17 protein-coding genes are annotated in these 23,397 nt (G+C 59.5%); 9 read left to right on the forward strand and 8 right to left on the reverse strand.

Translation table 11 applies throughout. The features are described from left to right. Positions 1-174 precede the first annotated feature (174 nt). A complete protein-coding gene (locus tag CCX46_RS30645) occupies positions 175-339 on the forward strand; it encodes a hypothetical protein (RefSeq protein WP_158013183.1) in 165 nt (54 codons plus the stop codon). On the opposite strand, the gene CCX46_RS17135 is transcribed toward CCX46_RS30645, so the two are convergent. From CCX46_RS17135 to CCX46_RS17155, 5 genes are all read right to left on the reverse strand, one after another. After that, entirely contained in the window at positions 317-4,702 is a 4,386-nt protein-coding gene (locus CCX46_RS17135; RefSeq protein ID WP_127928308.1) for a response regulator, read from the reverse strand. The genes CCX46_RS30645 and CCX46_RS17135 overlap by 23 nt on opposite strands. 43 nt (positions 4,703-4,745) lie before the next feature. After that, positions 4,746-5,903 (reverse strand): HD-GYP domain-containing protein, encoded by a 1,158-nt coding sequence (locus CCX46_RS17140; protein ID WP_127928310.1) that lies wholly within the window; start codon positions 5,901-5,903, stop codon positions 4,746-4,748. A gap of 264 nt (positions 5,904-6,167) precedes the next feature. Then, positions 6,168-6,581, reverse strand: a complete 414-nt coding sequence (locus tag CCX46_RS17145) for a PaaI family thioesterase (protein ID WP_127928312.1) — start codon at positions 6,579-6,581, stop codon at positions 6,168-6,170. Between the two features lie 182 nt (positions 6,582-6,763). Beyond that, positions 6,764-8,164: a GABA permease gene (gabP, locus tag CCX46_RS17150; RefSeq protein ID WP_127928314.1), complete on the reverse strand. Its 1,401-nt coding sequence runs from the start codon at positions 8,162-8,164 to the stop codon at positions 6,764-6,766. A gap of 313 nt (positions 8,165-8,477) precedes the next feature. After that, positions 8,478-8,960 carry an HIT family protein gene (locus CCX46_RS17155; protein ID WP_127928316.1) on the reverse strand — a complete coding sequence of 161 codons (483 nt, stop codon included), beginning with the start codon at positions 8,958-8,960 and terminating at the stop codon, positions 8,478-8,480. Between the two features lie 293 nt (positions 8,961-9,253). Here CCX46_RS17155 and CCX46_RS17160 point away from each other — a divergent pair, with 293 nt between their 5' ends. After that, positions 9,254-10,783: a hypothetical protein gene (locus tag CCX46_RS17160; protein WP_127928318.1), complete on the forward strand. Its 1,530-nt coding sequence runs from the start codon at positions 9,254-9,256 to the stop codon at positions 10,781-10,783. Positions 10,784-11,005: 222 nt separating this feature from the next. Here the strand turns inward: CCX46_RS17160 and CCX46_RS17165 are convergent, their stop codons facing one another. Together CCX46_RS17165 and CCX46_RS17170 are read right to left on the reverse strand one after the other, a co-directional pair. Further along, positions 11,006-16,480 carry a trifunctional serine/threonine-protein kinase/ATP-binding protein/sensor histidine kinase gene (locus CCX46_RS17165; RefSeq protein WP_127928320.1) on the reverse strand — a complete coding sequence of 1,825 codons (5,475 nt, stop codon included), beginning with the start codon at positions 16,478-16,480 and terminating at the stop codon, positions 11,006-11,008. A 29-nt stretch (positions 16,481-16,509) separates the two neighbouring features. Then, positions 16,510-17,181, reverse strand: a complete 672-nt coding sequence (locus CCX46_RS17170) for a response regulator transcription factor (RefSeq protein ID WP_122660604.1) — start codon at positions 17,179-17,181, stop codon at positions 16,510-16,512. A 200-nt stretch (positions 17,182-17,381) separates the two neighbouring features. Here CCX46_RS17170 and CCX46_RS17175 point away from each other — a divergent pair, with 200 nt between their 5' ends. The 5 genes from CCX46_RS17175 (at position 17,382) to CCX46_RS17200 (ending at position 22,016) form a co-directional block, all read left to right on the forward strand. Then, positions 17,382-18,398: a GlxA family transcriptional regulator gene (locus tag CCX46_RS17175; protein ID WP_127928322.1), complete on the forward strand. Its 1,017-nt coding sequence runs from the start codon at positions 17,382-17,384 to the stop codon at positions 18,396-18,398. Positions 18,399-18,528: 130 nt separating this feature from the next. After that, positions 18,529-18,900, forward strand: coding sequence for a response regulator transcription factor (locus CCX46_RS17180; protein WP_127928324.1), 372 nt, complete (start codon positions 18,529-18,531; stop codon positions 18,898-18,900). Between the two features lie 294 nt (positions 18,901-19,194). Continuing rightward, positions 19,195-20,397 (forward strand): NAD(P)/FAD-dependent oxidoreductase, encoded by a 1,203-nt coding sequence (locus CCX46_RS17190; protein ID WP_127928326.1) that lies wholly within the window; start codon positions 19,195-19,197, stop codon positions 20,395-20,397. A 53-nt stretch (positions 20,398-20,450) separates the two neighbouring features. After that, the gene (locus CCX46_RS17195) at positions 20,451-21,380 is read left to right on the forward strand and encodes an MBL fold metallo-hydrolase (RefSeq protein ID WP_127928328.1); all 930 of its coding nucleotides are present in this window, start codon (positions 20,451-20,453) and stop codon (positions 21,378-21,380) included. Positions 21,381-21,539: 159 nt separating this feature from the next. Next, entirely contained in the window at positions 21,540-22,016 is a 477-nt protein-coding gene (locus CCX46_RS17200) for a short chain dehydrogenase (RefSeq protein WP_127928330.1), read from the forward strand. A gap of 46 nt (positions 22,017-22,062) precedes the next feature. Here CCX46_RS17200 and CCX46_RS17205 read toward each other — a convergent pair whose 3' ends face one another. After that, entirely contained in the window at positions 22,063-22,497 is a 435-nt protein-coding gene (locus CCX46_RS17205; protein ID WP_127928332.1) for a DNA methylase, read from the reverse strand. A gap of 195 nt (positions 22,498-22,692) precedes the next feature. Between CCX46_RS17205 and CCX46_RS17210 the strand changes: the two genes are divergently transcribed. Both CCX46_RS17210 and CCX46_RS17215 read left to right on the forward strand, forming a co-directional pair. After that, a complete protein-coding gene (locus tag CCX46_RS17210) occupies positions 22,693-22,941 on the forward strand; it encodes a DUF6555 family protein (RefSeq protein WP_016984867.1) in 249 nt (82 codons plus the stop codon). 2 nt (positions 22,942-22,943) lie between these two features. Beyond that, complete coding sequence (locus CCX46_RS17215; protein ID WP_127928334.1) at positions 22,944-23,336, forward strand: GFA family protein; 393 nt, start codon at positions 22,944-22,946, stop codon at positions 23,334-23,336. The last annotated feature ends 61 nt before the right edge of the window (positions 23,337-23,397 follow it).

Consider the following 23,397-nt stretch of genomic DNA (forward strand, 5'->3'; position numbering starts at 1 on the left):
TCATATAGGTGGGAAGAGAGGCAGATACTACACAAACGCCATTACGTCCGCTTCTGGCCGTTAGCTGCCGCTCATGACCGTCAACTTCCGGCCAGAAGCGGACTGTAGACAGGTCGCCGCTGAGATCTCTACGCTGATCGATCTGGTGACAGCACACCCTAAAAAGGAGCCGTCATGTTGGTAATTCCCATTGATCGAGATAGCGTTCATGCGGGGGATGATCTGAAAAGCCACGCAATGTCGATCACACTCGATCCATCAGCAACACTGCGCACCTTAATCAAAGTGATACAAGATATGGACTACCTGCCTTGTATCAGTGGAATTTATCCTGAATGAGCTGCAAGGCGCGATCAAAGTCGAACAGTTCCACCTGCGCCGCAGCGAGTGCCAGCCGTTCTGCCAACGCTCGATCGAGTGGCATATTGCGCAGTGCCACCAGCACGTCCGAAGCCGCCGTATCACCTTCTTCCAAAAGAACAATAAGCCTGTTCAGTTGCTCGCTGAATGCCGAGTCGTCCAGCGGGTAGCCATCCATGGAGGCCGGTGTGTTTGCCTTAAGGTCGGCCAGAGCCGCCAGGGTCGGGAGCAAGCAATGCTCGACCTGCATCGCTAGCGCTTGCACTACCGTAGCCGGCTCGCCGTTCTGGCAGGCCTGTTCTAACAAAGCGCACGCCTGCGCCACGGCCTTGGCGCCGATGTTGCCGGCGGTGCCGCGCAAACTGTGCGCCAGCCGCCCGGCGGCAGCAGGATCCGGATCGATTCGTGCGGCCTGGAATTGCTCGGCAAAGTCTGTCTGAGTATCGCGAAACTTGCAGAGCAGACGTAAGTAGAGATCCCGCCGCCCCATGCAGGTGGCGAGACCCGCAGCCAGATCAATGCCCTCAAGACGATCTGGCAAGCCATCGGTGAAACCTGCGTTCAGCGGTGCTTGAGCGGCTCTTGGTTTAATCCACTTTGCCATTGTCGCGAACATCGTTTCGACATTCAGTGGCTTGGAGATATGGTCGTTCATGCCGCATTCGAGCGCACGCTCGCGGTCACCGTCCATAGCGTTGGCGGTCATGGCGATCACTGGCAGAGTGCTGAAGCGCGGTTGCTGGCGAATTTGCCGGGTGGCCGTGTAGCCATCCATTACCGGCATCTGGCAATCCATCAGCACGCCATCGAAGTCGCCATCCTCGCCGAGGATATCCAAGGCCTCTTGGCCATGCGTGGCGAGTCGCAAGCGTATTCCGACACTTTCCAGCAGCTCGCTGGCCAATTCCTGATTCAGCTCGTTATCTTCGACCAGAAGCAGCCGCGCGCCATTGAGACTGGCTACGGTACTGGCATTCTGTTGGGAGCGTTCGCCAGCCCGAGTATCGCTGTGCGTGTCTCTGCCCAGCACGACACCGATGGCTTCGAGTAACGAGGACGGCGTGACGGGTTTGGTCAGTATCACCGGCAACTGGAGGCCCTGGCGTTCGGCTTCTTCGCGAGCTTCCTCACGGCCAAAAGCGGTCACCATGATGACCGATGGTGTGCGCATCAGACTGGCGGAATGCATTCTGCTTACGGCTTCCATGCCATCCATGCCGGGCATCCGCCAGTCCATCAAGACCAGATCGTAAGGCAGGACCTTGTGCTCGGCGTCGGCCAACATGCGCAGCGCCAGACTACCGCTCTGCGCGACATCCACTTCCAGGCCAAAGCTGCGCGCCATACCCGAGAGAATTTCACGGGCACTGGTGTTGTCATCCACGACCAGTACCCGCATACCAAGCAGTTCGCCGGCCTTGAACATACGGCGCGGCTGCACGTTTTGCTGCACGCCGAGTTGCACCTGGAAATGGAATGTAGAGCCGATCCCCGGTTCACTTTCGACCCAGATTCGGCCGGCCATCAGCTCCACCAGTTTCTTCGAGATAGACAGCCCCAACCCGGTGCCACCGTATTTGCGGGTGATCGAACTGTCCGCCTGGCTGAATGACTGAAACAGGCGTGAACACTGCTCGACGGTCATGCCAATGCCTGTGTCGCGCACCCAGAAATGCAGTTGCACACTGTCCGTGTGCGCCCCCACTTCTTCCACTCCGACCACGATCTCGCCGTGCTCGGTGAATTTGGCTGCGTTGTTGCCCAGGTTGATCAGCACTTGCCCCAACCGCAGAGGATCACCCAGCAGTGCCGTGGGCAAGTCGGGCGGGATCTGGAACAACAACTCCAGGCCTTTGTCCTCGGTCTTCAGGCCAATCATCGAGGTGAAACTGTCGAATACGTCCTCCAGGCGGAAAGGCACGTGTTCGAGGCTCATCCTGCCGGCCTCGATCTTGGAGAAGTCGAGGATGTCGTTGATGATTCCCAGCAGGTTCTCCGCTGATCGGTGGACCTTTTCAATGTAGTTGCGCTGGCGTTTATCCAATTCTGTACGCAGCGCCAAGTGGCTCATGCCGATGATGGCGTTCATCGGTGTTCGGATCTCATGGCTCATGTTGGCGAGGAACTCGCTCTTGGCCAGCGTGGCCTCTTCGGCCGCAGCCCTTGCCTCTGCCAGCGCGGTGACGTCGATGTTGATGCCGGTTGCGCGCAATGGCTTGCCGTCAGGCGTGCGTGAGAAGCGATTCAGCGAGCGGAACGTGCGCACCTGCCCATCGTTTTTACGCACGATCCGGAAGTCGAACTCGACGCGATCATCGCCACTCTGAACGGCGTTCTCGAACGTGCTGCTGACTCGCGCCACATCCTCGGGATGCACCTGCGCTTTCCAGTGCGCCAACGAGCCACCGAAGCCGCCAGCCTCAAGTCCGAACAGCGTTTCAAGCTGAGGAGTCCAATAGTTGGTGCCGCTGACCAGATCGACGTCGAACAACCCGATGTCACCGGCCTCTTGTGCCAGGTTCAGGCGATCGCTGGCAGTTCGCAGCCTGGCTTCCATCGCCCGGCGCTCACTGACATCGCGCACCGAGGCGCACACACAGACGCCACGACCCTCGAGGCGGGGCAAATGGGAAAGGCCGATTTCCACGGAGAACAGGCTGCCGTCTTTGCGTACTCCGCTCAAATCGTCCAGATCGCCGCCCATCTGCCGGGTTCCGCCGCTGGCAATGAAGCCGTCGCGTAACCTGACATGCCGCTCGCGGGCAGCCTGCGGTACCAGACGCTCGATACTGGCGCCAATCAGCTCGCCGGGGGCGTAACCAAACAAGGTGTCCATTTGCGGGTTGGTCATCAGGATGCGGCCGTCGGCTCCCAGCACCAGCATGCCGTCCGGTGCTGCCTCGATGATGCCGCGGTACCAGGCCTCGGTGGCGCGCAGTTCGTCCTGCTGGGCCTCCAGCTCTCTGGCCTGGTGTTCCAGCAGCAAGGTTTGCGCGCCCATTTCGTCAGCCTGGCGCCGTGTTTCCTGCAGCAGCGCCTGGGCTGCCTCGCTGCGTTCCATAATGGCCATCGCACCGGCCAGCCTCGGCAGGACTTCTTGCAAGAGCAACGCCTCTTTCTCCTCCAGCGAGTGAAAGCCAGCCATTTCCACAACCCCGAGCAGGCGCTCGCCACGCAGCACCGGCTGCACCATCAGATGGCTGGCGGCTGCTGCGCCCAACTGCGCGCGCACATGCCAGAACGATTCGGGCAGATCCTCAAGCTGACGGGGTTGGCGATCCAGTGCGCACTGGCCAAGCAACCCCTCACCGAGTTCAAGCTCGGCGGGCAACGGGTGCTCACTGTCCACCGCATAACCGCCGACTAATTGCAGGCGCGACGCGCCCTCATAGAGCACGTAAAGCGCCCCCTGGCACATGCCCAAACGGGGCGCGATGCGGCTGAAAAAAGCCTGGGCCAACTGCTGTGGCGTCTCAGCCTGTTGCAGATCCACTTGCAGGAGCGAGGCATGGCCTTTCACCCAACGCTGGCGTTCAAGTTGACAAGCCTCCACTTGCAGCGTGGCAATGGCCCGTGCCAGGTCGCCGGTTTCGTTGTGCAGGTCGGTATGCGGGATCTGGCCGTCCAGCTTGCCCGACGCCAATTCATCAACCGCCACGCGGACACGGTTGAGCGGCACACGAATGGAATAACTGACCAGCCAGGTCAACAGCAAAGCCAACGTTGAACCGCCCAACAGCAAGACATAGGTGATCATGCTGCTGCGCTGGGCGTACTCTGCGAGGTTCTTCGCCGTATCGTGGATGTCGGCTTCCTTGTTTTTCTCGATCTGGTTGAGCAACCCGTCGCCGCCCTGTTCCAACGCAAGAAAATCCTTACTGTTGAGCAACATCAAGGCCTGACCCAAGGAACCCTTGCCGGCGAACTCCAACGCTTCATCGCCATCTTTTTGCAGACGCTGTAATACCCGTTCGAATTCCAACAGGCTGCTGATGCTGCTCTGTCTGCGCAGAGTTGGACGAACCTGCTCCAGCGCTTCATGGAGTCGCGCCTGGGCGACATCCATCTGGGCTCTGGCGCTGATACGGATGTCCGCGTTGTTGGTAGCGATTGCACGTTGCATGGCGAGCAACAGATGCGGCAACTGCACCCGAACCTCCTGCACATGCTGGATACCCACCAGATCCTGTTGGTACAACTGCTGCATTTCGTTTCTGAGCGAATACTGGGTGCGCAGGCTTTGCACGCCGAGTATCAGGATCAATGTCATCAACGCCGCGAAGCCGATGATCAATTTGCTGCGCAGGGACAGGCGCTCGAGCATCTCGAACAGTCTGTTCATAAACGGCCTCTTTCAACTGGATGTGCAGAGTGATGCGCGGGGCTCAGGGACGATCAGCAATTTGTTCAAGCAGGGCTAACTGCCTGGCCATGTCCTGGTCGCTGTCGGCAAATCGCTCGGCAATTGCGCGGAACTGCTCGGCATTGGCGAGAAACGCGTCACAGATGTCCGGATCAAAATGCGAGCCCCGGCCTTCGCGGATGATTTTCACCGCCTGCTCGTGGGGCATGCCGGGCTTGTACACACGGCGACTGATCAGCGCATCGTAGACATCCGCCACGGCCATCAATCGGGCGCTGATCGGGATGTCGTCAGTGGCCACGCCTTGCGGATAGCCACTGCCATCCCACTTTTCCTGGTGGCCGTAGGCAATTTCCTTGGCCAGATGAAGGAAGTCGACGTTTATTCCCAACTGATCCTCGGCGTGCTGGATGGCGTCGCGCCCCAATGTGGTGTGGGTTTTCATGATCTCGAACTCTTCGGCGGTCAGCCGCCCCGGTTTCAGCAGGATGCGATCAGGAATGCCAATCTTGCCGATATCGTGCAGCGGTGCCGATTTGAAGAGCAGTTTGATCGTCTCCTCGTCGAGGAAGTCCCGGAAGCGCGGGTGATTGCGCAACAGTTCAGCCAGGCGTTTGATGTAGTGCTGGGTGCGGCGAATGTGGTTGCCGGTTTCGTTATCACGGGTTTCGGCCAGCGAAGCCATGGCGTGGATCGTGACATCCTGGATGGCGATCACCTCGCGGGTACGCCGTTGCACTTCCTGCTCCAGAAAATCGTTCTGATTGCGCAGGAAATCGGCAACGGCCTTGAGCTTGATCTGAGTCTCGACCCTGGCCATGAGCACCGGCGGGATGATCGGCTTGGTGATGTAATCCGCAGCGCCTAGGCTCAAGCCGCGAATCTCGTCCGCCGTAGCGGTCATCGAGGTCAGGAAAATGATCGGGATATGGCGAATGCGAGCGTCAAGCTTGAGCTGCTCGGCAACGTCATAACCGGACAGGCCAGGCATCATGATGTCCAGCAGGATCAGGTCGGGAAGCGGGTCTGCCTGTAGCAGGCGCAGGGCCTTTTCGCCGCTGTTGGCGGCCTTGACCCGATATTTGTCCTTGAGCAACTCGGCGATCAGCATCAGGTTATCGGGTGTATCGTCGACCACCAGAACGGTAGCTGATGGGTAAACGTCCTGCATGCTATCCATGTATGTTGGCTCCCGTGTGCGCAATTCAAGAGCAGGCGCACTTACGCCAATCTCTTGCTGGCAAGCGTAGCTAGAAAAGCTGCAATCGCTAGGTGAAGATCGGCAGGTTGCTTCGAAGAGTCACTAAATCGAATGTCTGCGCTTGGCCGAAAGCAGTCGTTAGCAAGCCACTACCGGCTATAAGCCGTCATTCAACGGTGCAACACTCACTCGATCAGCAGCATGATGTGGTCTGCGGACCAACGCCTTGATGGCCGTGCCTTTTCAACCCATTGGCACAGCAAACACCGCACTGGCCCGCGCCACCGTTCTCTCCCCGACATGCAGGCTGACAGCGGCAAACGCCAGTTGGCGTCCTTTTTTCGAGTACTCGAGGCGCACTTCCAGCCACTCGTTCATTTTTACGGCACCGAGATAATCCAGGGTCATGCTCGCGGTGATCAATGGCTGCGGAGGGTCGCTGGAAAAGGCCATGGCGTAACCCATACCGACATCGGCCAACGTTGCCAGTACACCGCCATGCAAGGTGCCCCGGCCATTGGCATGGCGGGAGTCGGTCAGCAATGCCAGTTCCAGTTGCAGGCCGCTGCCCCTCGCGTAGATCGGGCCCAGCAAATCCAGCAACGGACTGCTGCGGGTAAATGGGGTGTAACCCTCGGGAATTGCGGTGGCGTCCATGATCCCTCCGTGTGCCGGCGACTCACCGGCTTCATTGACCTGAATACTTCGATTCAGTTGGAGGGTTTATGGGCAATCGCGTAACGGGGCAAGCACTATACGGATGCGGAATTTGCAGTGATAAAGCGTGCACCCTGCCCCTCCGACCTTAGCGAAGGGAGTCTCAGGTTCGACGCCAACGCCTAACCCGCCGACGTGACCCTCGCCGCCGGCGCAGGATGACGCGAAGTCACCAGACCGATAAAGGAAATCGCCAGCGCCAAGCCAATGGTGGTGGTGACTTCGGTGCGGTGCTCCGGGGTGATCATCATCACCGCCAGCGCGGCGCAGATGAACACGATCACCAGCCAGGTCAGCCACGGAAACAGCCACATGCGAAAGGTCAGCTCGACGTTGCGCTGACGCAAAATCCGGCGCATGCGCAACTGCGACACCGCGATGGCCAGGTACACCAGCAAGGCAATCGCGCCGGAGCTGGCCAGCAGGAATTGAAACAGCCCGGCGGGCATGAAGTAGCTCCACACGGTGATCAACGCGCCGAGCACGGTACTGGCAATCACTGCTGCGCGTGGCACGCCTGCCGAGGAGGTCGCCTTCAGCATCTTCGGCGCATCGCCGCGCCGGCCCAGCGAGAACAGCATGCGCGAGGCAATGTAGATCGAGGAGTTCATGCAACTGGCCACGGCGATCAGGACGACGACGTCGACCATGAACTTGGCATGGGGAATGTTCATGATTTCCAGGGCGCGCTGATAAGACCCGACCGAGGCCAGCAACGGATCATTCCAGGGCACCACGGAGATCACCACGAAGATCGACAGCAGGTAAAACACGCCGATGCGCCAGATCACCGAGCGCGTGGCCTTGGCAATGTTTCGCGACGGATCGTTCGATTCAGCGGCGGCGATGGTCACCGCTTCAGTGCCGATGAAACTGAACATGATGGTGATGAACGCGCCGACAACCGCCGACAAACCGTTAGGCGCAAATCCGCCACGTTCGGCCATCAGCCCGGTCAAGCCGCTGACTTCGCGATCGGGCACCCAGCCCATCAACACGGCAAAACCGACACCGATGAAACCGATGATCGCCACAACCTTGACCATGGCGAACCAGAATTCGAACTCACCGTACTTGGACACGCTGAACAGGTTGGTCACCACCAGCGCAATGATCGAGCCCAAGGCGAACAGCCAGGCGTCGACCTGCGGAAACCATTGATTCAACACATGCCCGGCCGCCAATGCTTCGATGGGAATCACCAACACCCAGAACCACCAGTAGAGCCAGCCGATGGTGAAGCCCGCCCAACGCCCGATCGCCTGATCGGCATAGGTCGAGAAAGAACCGGTGTCCGGATTGGCGACCGCCATTTCGCCGAGCATGCGCATGACCAGCACGACAAGCAGACCCGAGAACAGATAAGCCAGCAGAACCGCCGGCCCCGCCGCTGCAATGGCGTGCCCTGAACCTACGAACAATCCGGCGCCGATAATCCCGGCGATGGACAGCATAGTGACGTGACGAGGCTTGAAGCCCTGCGCCAATTGGCTACTCGAATCCATGGAGTTCGGGCTGATCATTGGTTTTTTTATTCTCTGCTGATCGACATTCAAGCAAGTTGACTGGGCAAACGAGCACGATCGTTGCCTGCTGAACCTCCCGAAAGAAGCCCGTTCAACCGCCGCAGTTCTTATCAACCCCATGATCTGAATGGGGTTATTTTGATGTGAAGACACGTCACCTTACCCGGCCTGCCGGACCACTCAATAGCCTGATTGCGCCATGGTTGTGTCTGATATCGACATGCAAAGACCGAACGGTCGGGATCGACACCAACCAGTCAGCGAGAAGTCGCAGAATAGTTTGCGGGTTCGTTGCGCCTTGTTCCAACAATCAGCCAAACGCAATACGCAAATGTTTGATCACTTCTTCAATGGAAGGGCCGTGCGCCTTCGGTGGTATCGGGTTTTCACCAAACTCCCGCCAGACGAATAACGTCAGCTCTGCACCGTCAGTCGCTGATGCAGCGCCTTCAGCGTGGGCAAACGTTTCGAGGAGTCGATATCGCGTGTCCTGCCAGAACAGCGCTTCGACCCAGTGATAAACCGGAATGAAATGGAAGTGGATCGGTAAACCCGGCTGATGCCCGTAGCGACCGATGTAGAGGTGTTTTGGCGTGAGTTGTCGCTCGATGACTTGCTGGGTTTTGGCAAGCAAACCGCCCAACTCGCTCAAGGCATCGGATGACAACTCGGCCAGCGATGTGGTTTCGACCTTTGTCCCCAGCATCAGATAGCCGGGAAGCGTGCTCGCCAGATGGTGATTGATGATCCAGTGTTCGGTTTCATGAATGATGAAATTCGGGGCAATTTCCATGTGCCGGAGGTCCTGAAGCAAATGAGGTGCCAGCGTAACAAAGGCTGCTTTACGATGCCTGCTGCGTAGTTTGTCGCGTGTTCGAGGAAACGCCCGTAACGAATGGGACTTGTGGTTAGATATCCAGTCTCCGCTTGAGGCCGAGTGGAAAAATTTCAAGAGGCAGAACGTATTTGGAAATCAGATTCTGCTCACTTACAGCATGTATTTCAGGAACGCCAATAGCGCATTGCAAGAGTAGAAACCATTCAGACATATGACATGTCTGTCGCGGAATCCAAAGGACCGTAACAATGAACAATCATTTTCGCCCTACCCCTCCCAACGAAGATTATCCAGTTACCAGGCTTCCCACTCGTGCATACGCCCGCTTCGATCACCTCGAGGTCATCTCGGGTACCAACTCTGTCCTGCTGGCATTCGACTTGGTCGATGGAGAATGGCTGGACCAGGAAGGACAAAAAAACCCGTTACTCAATGTCGAGCAACCCAACGAGGTTGCAAAGGCGTGGAGTAACTGGAAACAACTTCCTTTGCACCAAGCCCCCAATCCTTTCGAAGCCATGCCAATGTATCGGTTGGAATTCGAACTGTCTGACGGACGTGGATTTTTTGGATTACCACCACTCCCCTCGACAAATGATCTACGCGCCCTACGCAACGCAGCGGGAGATATTGAGAGGCTGTGGTTTGAGCTGGAAATTTACAATCAGCGCGGACAGGGACTCGAAGTGGCACAGCTTTATCCCGGACTCTTCGCTAACCCCGTCCAAGTATATATAAAGGGAAAAATGCCAAAAGCGCGAAAGAATAAATCCCTGTCCACCGTTTTTTCCCTGAACCGTCTGCCGACCATCTCCACGGGCCAGTTGGAAATTGAGCTTTCCAGCGCCACTGCCGACCTTTTAGCGGTGTATGACGTGGGGCAAGGCAATGCAAATGCGCTGATGTCGACTGAACAGTTCCCTGCTGGGTTACCGACACACTATTACGACCTTGGCGCTGGCGTTTACAGAAACAAGCACACAACGCCTCACCCGCTAGCGTTTTGTTTCACCCAATCGCCGTCGATCATACTTTCCCATTGGGACGCCGATCATTGGGCTGGAGCCTACGCGCTTAACATCAACAACAATTATCCCGCGCTCAAGCGCAAGTGGATTGCACCACTTCAAGAGGTCGGTCCTCTGCACATCGCGTTTGCCCACGACGTCATCAATAACGGTGGAGAATTTCTCATCTACTCCCCGCTTCCCGGGCAGATCGGTAACGCCAAGCTATCGAAACAACGGCGTATCAGATTTATGTGCGGTCAAGGCAGAGACCGCAATGGCACCGGGATCGTCATGGCAGTGGAAGAGCCTGACAATATCCCTGCAAGAAGCTGGCTGCTTACTGGTGATTGCGACTATCTGCACTTCGTTAAACAACTGAGCCCGTTACCACCCGTGGGTATGGTTGCACCGCATCATGGCGCCGATCTGGACAGCAAGAGCCCCATCCCTAAACCACCAAGCAACGTGAATTACAAGCGGCTGGCATACTCGTTCGGCCCGGGAAACAAACACGGCAAAGCGGCAGTCCGGCATCCGACATCGCAAGGTGTGACACTTCACAACCATGCGGACTGGGATCACTATTACTGGAATTTGATAACTCCCGGCGACCGTATTCCCAGAGGCGATATTTTGGCGACTTGTGAGCATACAATCGTAACTGCGCGCGGCGGTGCATTGATCGGGTGGGATTCTCCCCCCGGAGCTCTAAGCGCGCCATGCCACGGCTTCGCAATCCAATGTTCCGCACCGCTCATCCAGAGCTAGCGGAGCCACCGTCCTTTCCCTGGATGACCTGTAGAACGGAAGGCGAGTATGCATACGCATTGACAGTAAGACTGACAGTCTCGCCTTCGGAGCTGCTCCTCCAGGAATTTATTCCGTTGAAGTCCTGCTGTGCACCAGCATGACGATAATCGAACCCCAACTATTTCTCTGCTGTTGATCTGTCATAAACATCAGATCTTGAGACAGATGGGATTTTCAGATCTACATCTCTCCCTCCCCCATCGGCAACGCCAACACAACCCGCGCCCCACAAGGCGCATTCACCTCCGCCCACAAGCGTCCGCCATGCGCCTCAATGATCGACCGGCAGATCGACAGCCCCATCCCCAGCCCGGTGGATTTGGTGGTGTAGAACGCAGTGAAGACCTCCTCCACCCGATTGCAGGCGAATCCCGGCCCGGAGTCGCTGACGGTAATCCGCACGTTTCCACCGGCACGATCGCTGGTGATAGACAGCCGACGCTCGCCCTCCTCCATCACCGCCATGGCCTCCAAACCATTGACGATCAGGTTGAGCAGAACCTGTTGCAACTCAACCCGGTCGGCCAATACCGCCGGCAAGTCGCTGGCCAGTTGCACGGACACCACGACCCCATATCGAGTCGCTTCACTGCGCGTAAACCCGACCATCTCATCCACCACCGCATTGAGATCCAGCGTTTGCCGTTGCGGTGGTGTCTTGCGGATCAGCGCGCGGATGCGACCGAGCACGTCGGCTGCGCGGTTGCCATCGTTGATGATGCGCTTGAGCCCCAGTTCGACTTCATCGGTGTTCGGCGGTTGTGCGCCGAGCCAGCGCAACGCGGCGTTGGCATTGGTCACGGTGGCGGCGATCGGCTGGTTGACTTCGTGAGCGATGGACGCCGCCAGTTGGCCCATGGTCGCCACGCGGTTGGCGTGGGCCAATTCCGCTTGCACCTCGCGATACCGGCGTTCGCCTTCGCGCACTTGTTCTTCCGCCTGTTTGCGTTCGCTTAAATCAAGCACGAATGCCACGCCCTGTTGCTGACTGGCTTCGAACGCGGCCAGACCGACAATCACTGGCAGCCGACTGCCGTCCTTGCGGATGTATTCCTTCTCGAACGGCTGGGCGCGCCCGGTGCGGATCGCCGTCGCCAGCGCCGCTTCGCTTTCGGCGCGTCGTGCCGGCGGGGTCATGTCGCGCCAATGCACGTTTCCCGAGAGCAGATCATCGCGTTGGTAACCGACCATGCGCAGGAAAGCGTCATTGGCCTCGATGATTTCTCCTTCGACACTCCAGACAATGATGCCGATGATGTTGGCGTCGACCAGCCGGCGAATCTTTGCTTCACGCTCGGCGACGTCGCGATACAGCCGCGCGTTGTCCAGCGAGATTGCCGCTTGTGAAGCGACCAGCCGCAAAACGGCAATGCGCGCCGGGCTGAACACGCCGGCCGACAGATTGTTTTCCAGGTACAGCGCCCCAGCGACCCGACCTTGATTCATCAATGGCAGGCACAGGATCGAGCGGACGCCGTGCTGTTGCATGTACGGATCAGCGGCGAATGCCGGATCGGCGACGGCATCGTCCAGACATAGGTTTTCGCCGGTGCGCAGGGTCTGGTAGAGCACCGATTCGGCCAGCGCGGTTGCGTTGATCGGCTCATTGCAGAGTAATGTGCTGCTGTCGCCAATGCGGGTTCGCGCGGCGATATACGGCGTCTCGCCTTCGGTGAGAATCAGCACACCCTGCTCGGCGCCGGCCTGTTCGATGGCGGTGCGCATGACCGTTTCAATCAAGCGGTCGAGAACAATTTCGCCAGACACGGCCTGGGACACCTTGAGCACTGTGGCCAGATCCAGATGCTCAACGGCGGTGATGATAGTCGCTGTCGCGCTCGGCTGCGCGTCTTCCTGGCGCAGAAAACGGTGCCGCCGCTCCAGTTGCCGCACCTTGCCATCGGCCCCCCAACGCAGGTAACCGTAGCGCGCGTCTTGCAGGTAGACGCGGGCGATTTTCGCCAGACCGCGAGCACCGTAGAAACGCGACGCCAGTTCGTTGGCCAAAGCCTCAATGTGAACGAAGCCGCTATCCACCGCCAATTGAATCGCCCGCTCGTACAGCAACTCTGCTTCGATCGGTTGCCCCGCAACCCGAGCGATTTCGGCACCGACCAGCGCTACATGACTGGCGAAGGTTTCGGCACACTGTTGTGCCCAGATTTGCAGTTGATCGTGGTGCTCTGCCAAGCGTTGCAGTGGATCGGTATCGGCGTCGCCATGAACAGCCAATGTCAGCGCTGCGTAGAAGTGGTATTCGGCCTCCTCGAAAAACGAAGAAATTACCCACATCAATTCCCGGGCCTGGGCCGCGCATTCAGCCGCTGCCGCGTAATCCCCGGCCAGATAGCGCGCCTGCAACTTGCGCACCCAATATTTGCCACGGGCCAACGCCAGATCAGGCGCAGCGAGGTTCGTCTCGAAGCGCGTTTCATCAAATTGTTCATCGTTGAAACTGCCAAATTCCACAGTCTGCCCGCGCAGCATGCGGATCAATGCTCGTTGGCAACTCATGAAGCTCACCACCAACCCGAAGCGGATTTTCTGCGCGTAGGCCAGCCCCGCCTCGGCCTGAACCTGCACCTCCGCCAGCGGCTCGCCAATAAACAGCAGGTCAGAAATCAGGCTGTTGCCGGCATAGGCCGCGTAGGGCAAATCGCCGATGCGGTTCGCGGCGCTAAGTGCACGGCGCAGCAATTCGCGGCACTCGCGCACTGGGCGCATCCAGCGCACCACGAAGATCGAGAAGCACAGATAAGTGCTCGCCTCGTAGCGTGTCAGGCCGCGGCGGTCGACCAGATCACACCCCAAACGGCCAAAGTGGTAGCCAGCGGCATAGTCGCCGAAGCGCCGCCCGGCGACACGGGCAACGTTGGCGTAGAGCACGCAAGAGGCGTCGCAATTACCCTGTTGCAGGCTCAGGCTGACGGCTTTGCAAATGGTAAGGCAGGCAAGGTTCGCATCTGACTGCAACGCCGGTGCGAACAGTTTGCTCAACGCATCCAGCGTCACCAGTGAGGCCGGATCTTCCATCAACGGCAAGTCGATCAGTTGTTCGATACTGCGTTCGCCCAGTTGCACCCAGATCTGCTGGTATTCCCGGCGCACTTGCTGATCGTCCGGATGTGCCGTCCAGTCGATGCCAACCTGGCGCAGATAGGCCAGGCAGACGGCAACCGCGCGGTCGCTGCGATCGAGCAAAAGGTAGACATCCATGTGCAGACACGTCACCGCGGCGCGCTCCACTGTGTTTGCCGCGCGCTCGGCCAGAACCTGCAATCGGGAGTCGGCCAGCGCCAATTGTCCGGTAAGAAATTCGCACTCGGCGCGGTTCAGCTCCAGGGCAAACGCCAACTCATGGCGGCTGTCATAGCCTTGTTCGCCAAGCACCGTCGCGCCCGCGCCCAAATAGGTCAGCGCGGAGGTGTAAGCGGTCGAAGCCTTGGCACGCTGACCGGCGAGCAGGTTGAATTCGGCCAACTGCTCACGCTCGGACCGGGCGCTGATCAGGCTGGCGCCGCGATTGAGCTGGCCGACGATTTCAAAGATTGCCTCTTCGCGGCCCTCGCCCGGCGTTTGCAGCGCCAACAGCCGGCCGATGCGCAAATGCGTCTGCGCGCGCTCGGCTTCGGCAATCAGCGAGTAAGCCGCCTCGTGCACACGGTCGTGTGCAAACGCACAGGCGCCGTCCAGCCGTTCAACCAGATCCTGGCGCACCGCCGGCCACAACGCCGCGTGCACGCGAGCCGTGGACAGATCGAGGACAGTGGCCAGCGTATCGATCCGCGCGACGTTCCCCAGGCACGCCAGTTGTTGCAGGGCCTGGCGGGTTTCCAACGGCAAACGCGCCAGCTTGCCGACCATCAGATCGACAACGTTGTCGGTGTAACCTTTGCCGTTGATCAACTCCAGATCCCAGCGCCAACGGCTGAATTGATGGTCGTAAATCAGCAATTCTTCCTCGGCGAGAGCCTGGAGAAACTGGATAACAAAAAACGGATTGCCGCCGGTCTTGTCCAGTACCAGCCGCGCCAGAGTGACGATGCTCGCGGGTGGGCAACGCAGGGCTTCGGCAATCAGTTGTTCGATGTGCACACCGGCGAGCGGGTTCAGGCGAATCTCGTCGATGTGCGCGCCGGCATTGCGAATGGCTTTGAGTTTGCCGCTGAGCGGATGGTCGGCATCAACCTCATTATTGCGGTAGGCGCCAACCAGCAGCAGATAGCCAACCTCCGCGCGGGTCAGCAGATCTTCGAGCAGATCCAGTGTCGCCGCATCCAGCCATTGCAGGTCATCGAGGAACAGCGCTAACGGGTGTTCAGGTCGGGCGAAGACGCTGATAAAACGCTGTAGCACCCGCATGAACCGCTGCTGAGCTTGTTGCGGTTCAAGTTCCGGCACCGGTGGCGGCTCGCCGATAATCAGTTTCAATTCGGGGATCAGTTCGGTCATCAGACGCGCGTTCGGTGACAGTGCCTGCAACAGCGCCGCGCGCCATTCAACGAGCACTTCGCGGCGCTTGCCCAGCAGCGTACGCACCAGCCCCTGAAAGGCCTGAACCAGCGTCGCATAGGGAATATCGCGCTTGTACTGGTCGAACTTGCCGCAGGCAAACAAGCCGCGCGAGGGCACCAGCACTTTATGCAACTCGTTGACCACAGAGGACTTGCCGATGCCGGAATAACCGGAGACCAGCACCATTTTCGGCGATTGGGTTTGTACCATGTGGGCGAACGCATCAATCAGCGTTTGCACTTCGCGCTCGCGACCGTAGAGCTTTTCCGGGATCAGCAGGCGATCGATGGCGCCCTGCTCGTTCAGCGTGAATGTCTCGATGTGCCGGTCGCGGCGCCAGTCGTCCAGGCAACGGCGCAGGTCATGCTCGACACCGGCAGCGGTTTGATAGCGCTCTTCAGCGGTCTTGGCGAGCAACTTCATGACCACCCGCGAGAGCATCACCGGCACGGTGGCCACCCGTTGACAGGCCGGCATCGGCAACCGCGCGATATGGCAATGCACCCACTCCATCGGGTCATTGGCGCTGAACGGCAGCGAACCGGTGAGCATTTGATAAAGGGTCACGCCAAAGGCATACAGATCACTGCGCGAATCGATCGAGCGATTCATCCGCCCGGTTTGTTCAGGCGCCATGTAGGCCAGGGTGCCGGCGATGGTTTCCGGTGGCTCCGGCGCCTGCCGTTCACGGGGCAGACGTGAGGCGAGACCGAAGCCGGTCAGCCGTGCCTGGCCGTCGCTGCAATTGACCAGAATGTGTTGCGGCTTGAGGTCTTTGTGCACCAGACCGCACTGGTGCAGACGGCCCAGCGCCACGGCGATATTGATTGCCAGCAGCAGGGCGGTCTCGGTGTCCAGCGGAGCGGTCAGCAAGCGCGACAGCGGCTCACCGCCGGGGTCGTCGAACACCAGGCATGTCGTTGCGCCTGCGCGTTCAAGGACTTGCGGTTGCAGCGCCCATTCAGCGTTGAGATCGTCCTTGAGGCTGTATTCATGCGCCAGGCGATCAAGGGTCGCAGGCAGCGGCTGAGCGAGGGCCGGGCGCATCACCAGAACACTGTGACGGCCCTCCCTCTGGTCGCGTTCGCGAGCAAACACCCGTTCGCCGTCGTCCCACAACATCTGCTTTTTGCTGGCCATCTGTGTCGACACCGTCAATGGGTTGCTGCTCAACCGTTGCGGCGCGCGGGCTCGATGCCCAGGGCTTCGGCTATACGCACCAGATCCGCCACTGAGCGGGCTGACAGTTTTTTCATCACCTGGCCGCGATGGACTTTCACCGTCACTTCGCTGAGGTTGAGTTGCGCGGCGATCTGCTTGTTCATCAGCCCTGCGATGACAAACCCCAGCACCTCACGCTCACGCACGGTCAGCGTCTCGTAAGCCAGACGCATAACCGCGCCAGACTGCTCGGCAAGCAACCGCGCACTGTCCCGGGCCAGCGCGCTGGCCACGGCGTCGAGCATGTCCTGATCGCGAAACGGCTTGGCGAGAAAGTCCACTGCACCCGCCTTCATCGCCTTGACGGTCATGGCGATATCGCCATGACCGGTCATGAATACGATGGGAATGCGCACGCCGGTCTTTTCCATCTGCTCCTGAAAGGTCAGGCCGCTTTCACCCCGCAGGCGCACATCGAGCACCAGACAACCGGGGACATCGCGTTTGGCCGATGCGAGAAAATCCTGGGAGGTTTCGAAGGTCTGCACCTGCAGGCCGATCGAACGCAGCAAACCGTCGAGAGCCTGACGCATGGAGGCGTCGTCGTCGACCACATAAACCACCGGTTCCCTCAGCACGGGCGGGCTTGCGCTGGGGCTGGAATGCGACCACAGAGTCATCGTGAGTCCTCGGCGAGATCGCAACGCGTGCGATGTGCAGGTGAATAAATCTAGTCCATGATGGCAACCGCAGCCAGATGCCAGCCAAACGGTCGCGCAGCAGGCTAGCAGTCGGCGCACGTTGCCGACAGGCCAGAAAACCCTGAATATCGGCCATGCCGCAACCGTCCCACTTCAGCCGATTGAACAGGCAGATTTCGATGCCCAGCGTTTCCCCGCAGCCCGGCACTTCAACCGCGCAATCACGCGACGTGGTTTTCATCGCCTACCCGCGAATGAGCCTGCTCGACCTCAGCGGTGCACAAACGGTGTTCTGGGCCGCGAGCAAAGCAATGTCCGAACGCAGTCAAGCGGGCTATCAACTGCACACCGCCAGCCTTGAAGGCGGGTTGGTGCACACCGTCGAAGGTTTGGCCGTCGACACCCGCGCGCTACGCGATCTGAACATGGCCGCACTGGATACCCTCGTCGTCCCCGGTGCCCCGGACATCTGCCAGACCCTAGACGAGCATGGCCAACTGACCGACTGGCTGCGTCGCGAGGCGCCGAGCGCGCAACGCGTGGTCTCGGTGTGCAGTGGCGCGTTCCTGCTGGCCAAGGCTGGCCTGCTCGACGGCTGTCGCGCCGCAACGCACTGGGCCATGTGCGAGACGTTGCGCGAACGCTTCCCGACGATCGAAGTGGATGCCGATGCGATTTTCATCCAGCAAGGGGCGGTGTGGACATCGGCGGGGGTCACGGCCGGTATCGATCTGGCGCTGGCGCTGGTCGAGGCGGATGCCGGCCGCGAAGTGGCCTTGCAGGTAGCCCGCGAGCTGGTGGTGTACCTCAAACGCCCCGGTGGTCAGGCGCAATACAGCACGTTGCTGCAAGCGCAGGTGCAGGACAGCCCGTTGTTCGAGCCGCTGCACCTGTGGCTGATGGACAACCTCGGCGATCCCAGACTGAGTGTGGAGCGTCTCGCCGAGCAGGCCAGAATGAGCCTGCGCAATTTCACCCGGGTCTACAAACAGAACACCGGCCGCACGCCATCCAAAGCCATCGAACTGTTCCGCCTCGAAGCGGCCAAGCGTCTGCTGGAAAACTCGGCGCACAACATCGACAAGGTCGCGCGCCTCTGCGGTTTCGGTGATGAAGAGCGTCTGCGCGCCTGCTTCCAGCGTCACCTGTCGATTTCTCCGCGTGATTACCGTAGTCGCTTCACTCGTGAAGGCTGATCGCCGGAAGCGCTGACTATCAAAGGGTCTCGACGCGCTATACCTAGGTATAGTTTTGCGCCAGCGCGGACGGCGTATGGTGCAAGAACGACAGGAGTCGTCACGCTTGCCCATCCGGTCAGGGAGCCCTATGCACAACACGGTTGTCATTGCAGTGGTTGACGACGACGAGGCCATTCGCAGTGCGCTGGAAAGCTTGTTGCGCGCCAGCGGTTATCGGGTACGGACCTTTCCCGACGCCCGCACCTTCCTTGAATCAACAGGGCCTGAGCAGGCGCACTGCCTGATTTCCGATATCCAGATGCCCGGCATGAGCGGCCTGCAACTCAATGAGGCGTTGCAGGCGCAAGGCTGGCGCATCCCGGTGATTTTCGTCAGTGCTCATCCCGATGACGTGAACACCCGAGTCCCCGGAGTGGTGGCTTGCCTGCCCAAGCCCTTCCAGGCCGATGACTTGCTCAGCCATATCAAACAAGCCCTGAATAGAACCCCTCCCGTGTAGGAGCTGCCGAAGGCTGCGATCTTTTGATGTTGCCTTTTAAAAGCAAGATCGACAGATCGCAGCCTTCGGCAGCTCCTGCAGTTCGATACCTTCGTATACCTCCCTTCGACCCATGCGTAATCCACGCACACCGATGGACAACTGCGCCCGCGCCTCCCACGCCATAGCATTGCTTTCGACAGCGGGCGATTAAGCGCCATGCAGTACGGCAAGCAGTTTGCGGCGGCCAGTGATCGTCACGCCAAGGTCGAAACGACCCGGTTTTATCCATCCATCAGCGTCAGGGAGCACATTATGAAACAGCAATTATTGGTGATCGGTGCAGGGTTCGGTGGGCTATGGAGCACGTTGAGCGCCGCGCGTTTGCTGGATATGCATGACCGCAACGATGTGGAAATCACACTGCTCGCCCCGCAAGCCGAACTGCGCATCCGTCCGCGTTTCTACGAACCCGATGTGCACAGCATGTACGCGCCGCTGGATGCACTGTTCGCTGCCGTCGGTGTGCGTTTCGTCAAAGGCACCGCCGAGAGCATCGACGGCCAGGCACGTCGCGTTGGTTATCGTGATGAAAGCGGTCGTCCGGGTGAGCTTTCTTACGATCGACTGGTGCTGGCCAGCGGCAGCCAACTGGCCCGTCCGCCGGTGCCGGGGCTGAAAGAGCATGCGTTCGACGTCGACCAGATCGAATCGTCGGCGCGCCTGGAACGCCACCTCCATTCGCTGGCCAGTCAACCGGTCAGCAAGGCCCGCAATACCGTGGTCATCGCCGGGGGTGGTTTCACCGGTATCGAAACCGCGACCGAAATGCCGAGCCGTCTGCGCGCCATTCTCGGTGACGATCAAGACGTCCGGGTGATCATCGTCGACCGCAGCAAAGACATCGCCGCGACCATGGGCGACGGCATCCGCCCATCCATCATCGAAGCATCAAAAGCACTGGGCATCGAATGGATCGTCGACGCCAGCGTTGCCGCCGTGGATGCCAACGGCGTCACCCTCGCCGACGGCCGTCACATCGAGAGCAACACGGTGATCTGGACCGTGGGTTTCCGCGCCAGCCCGCTGACTGAACAGCTCAATGCCGAGCGCGATGGCCAGGGTCGTCTGCACGTCGACGGCAACCTCAAAGTGCAAGGCCTTGAACACGTGTTCGCCGCCGGTGATGTCGCCCGCGCCGCCACCGACGACGTCGGTAATTTTTCGGTGATGTCCTGCCAGCACGCGATCAGCCTCGGCCGTCACGCCGGCAACAACGCCGTCGCCGATCTGCTCGGCTTGGCACCGACCACCTACCGTCAGCCGAAATACGTGACCTGCCTCGACCTGGGCGCCTGGGGCGCGGTGTACACCGAGGGCTGGGATCGCCAGCTGAAACTGGTGAAAGACGAAGCCAAGGAACTGAAGACGCAAATCAACAGCGTATGGATCTACCCGCCGGTCGCCGAGCGTAGCGCCGCTCTAGCCGCTGCCGACCCTACGATTCCGGTGGCCTGATCTGCCCCGAGCGCCCAAGAACCGATGTCTTGCCTGATAAAAAGGAGAACACCATGACCATGCATCTGGATTCCTTCACCGCCAACAGCGCCACCCTGCAAACCCCGACCGAAGAGCTGGTGCCGTCGCGCTACGCGCTGCGCCTCGGTGACATCGACGTGATGGTAATCAGCGACGGCGTTCTGCCGCTGCCGACCCAGACCATGTCGACCAACGCCGATCCCGCCGACCGCGCTGAGTGGTTCAAAGAGATGTATCTGGGCCCCGACGCGTTCGACTGGGCACTCAATGTGCTGGTGGTACGCAGCGGCGAACAGGTGATCCTCGTCGACGCCGGACTTGGCGGCCAGTTCCCCGGCTTCCCCCGCGCCGGGCAGTTTCCCAAACGCCTCGCGGCGGCCGGCATCGACCTCGCAGACGTCACCGATATCGTCATCACCCACATGCACATGGACCACATCGGCGGACTGCTCGTCGACACGGTGAAAAACCGCTTGCGCGACGACGTGCGCATCCACGTCACCGCCACCGAAGTCGACTTCTGGACCTCGCCGGACTTCACCAGCACCGACATGCCCGCGCCGGTGCCGGACGTGCTGCGCTCGACCGCCAATGCGTTCATCCAGCAGTACCAAAGCAAGCTGCGCATCTTCGAAGACGCGTTCGAAGTCGCCCCCGGCGTAGTCGCCAAAATCACCGGTGGCCACACCCCGGGCCACTGCGTGGTCTACGTGACCTCCGGCGCCGAACGCCTGACTTTCGCCGGCGACGCCCTGTTCCCGGTGGCCTTCGACCACCCGGACTGGCACAACGGCTTCGAGCACGACCCAAATGAAGCCGTGCGCGTGCGCGTGCGCCTGCTGCAGGAAGCCGCCGCCAGTGGCGAACTGTTTGTCGCCACACACCTGCCCTTCCCGTCGGTCGGCCGCGTTGCCGTCAATGGCGAGGCGTTCCGCTGGATTCCGGCGATCTGGGATTACTGATTGAGCTAGCGCCACACCGCTTCGCCCGGCCTTGGTCGGGCGAAGTTGTTTTCGCCTGTTACAGATCCGTTCCGGGACAACCGCTACCTTTCCTCTTTTACATGGAACGACGCTCGATCCTTGTTCTCTACCGCTGAACCTACAGCGGAGGGATTGACCATGATTGCCCCTGAAACCGGTATGAAACCGGGTGAGCGTTATCGCATTGAAAGCGTCGAGCGCGCGCCGCAGTTTGCTGGATTCTTCCTCGACGGCAAGTATTACCTGGGCCCCGAGTTGGAAACGGCCGTCGGCTGGCTCGAAGGGCAGCATTTCCTGTATGACCAACTCGATCCCAATGGCGAACCGGTTTATCCAGACAGAATCGTTGGCACGATCACCGCGCGGACACTGGAGTTGTCAGATGGGCTGCGTCTGAGCATTGAGGAAATGCCCTTTCAGGCAGAAGCTATTACGCCATTCCACACGCTTGACGAAGCGACCGTTGAAACCCGGCCACTGGCAATATCGCAGCGGCACACAGCAGCAGGCTTGCGCCAACCGATGCAACCTTCGGCGTTACTGGTTGCAGGTGCAGCATTGCTGGTCGGGCTGTGCCTGTTGGCGATCAATCGTTCTGGCCGTCGAGTCAAATAGGCTTTGCATGACTTGGGCGGTGAGCGCTTTTCGTCACGGCCCACGATCAAAGGCTGATCACAGCGCTTGCCTCGCGCATGAAGATTTCCACGGTTTTCGGGCCGATGCCGTCGAACTCTGCCAGCCGTTTCTCGAATGCCGGGCGATCAGCGCTGGCCTCGACCATATGGCTGACCTTGCCCGCATACTCGTCGTTTAACTTGCGGGCCAAGGCGTGGAGGCGTACGGCGGTGGTCTCGTCGTAACGCACGTAATGCGCCTCCCCCAGCATCGCAACCAGCTCACGATGGCTGCACGCAGCCAGTTTGCGCGGTGTATCGCGCCCGTGTTTATCGGCAATCACCCGATAGGCTTCGGCGGCGATTTCGGCCTGTATCCGCTTGCCCATCAAGAAACTGGCAAGCAGCCATTTGAACAGGCCGCCGTCATCGTTGTGCTTGAGCTGAATGTTCAAATCCTCGGCGCTGATCGTCTTGTTCACCGGTTATCTCCGGGGCTGAAATCGTGGGGTATTTTCGTCCGCGTGTGTGCTTGGCAGACGCTTGATCTTTAGGCCGCCGCCGGTTCCAACCGTTCAAAGCAAAACAATTGTCAGCAGCCTGAAACAAACCCCGAAAATCCTTTGAATTTTTTCCGTCGGCAAAACTCATTTGCGTATGAGCGTAAGGAGGAACGCATGAGCAACGTCGACATCTTCGTCATCGAATACAAACTTCACGGCCAGCCAAAATCATTCGTCATCCGCGCAAAAACCATGCGCAACGCCGACGCATGGCATTGGGCGAGTTGCGACGCCGGCATCGCGCCGATTCCCAAACCCGGCAAGCCACCGTTGAAAGTCATCTCCAAACCCCAGGCCGAACGGTTTGGCATCACCGAGGTGAAATGGCGCGAAACGGCGACGGTGGACTGGATGGAGGCTTAGTCATGCTCAAACAAATAGGCAACACGCTGATCCGCCGTGACCACCGCGCGAGTTGCCATTGCGGCGCCGTCATTCTAGAAATCCACCTGCCCGAAGGCCTGCCCACGCCCCACCGCTGCGACTGCTCGTTCTGCAAACGCCGAGGCGCAATTGTTGCCGCAGTCCCGGCGGCTGACCTGAAAGTGATCCGCGGTAAGTCTGCGTTGTTGAAGTACAGCTTTGGCCAGCAAGTGGCAGAGCATTTTTTCTGCGGGAATTGCGGCATTTACACCCATCACCGACGTAGTACCAATCCGCAGGAGTTTGGTTTCAATGTTGGCTGCCTTGAAGGGGTTAATCCTTACGATCTGGGTGAGGTGCCGGTGGCGAATGGCGGGGCTTGGCAGTCGCCGTGAGATTCCTGTGGTTAATGTGACTGGGTTAAGCTCATTTGATTGAGGGGTGAGTTTCATCTCC

Source organism: Pseudomonas sp. RU47 (assembly GCF_004011755.1).
Classification (GTDB): Bacteria; Pseudomonadota; Gammaproteobacteria; order Pseudomonadales; family Pseudomonadaceae; genus Aquipseudomonas.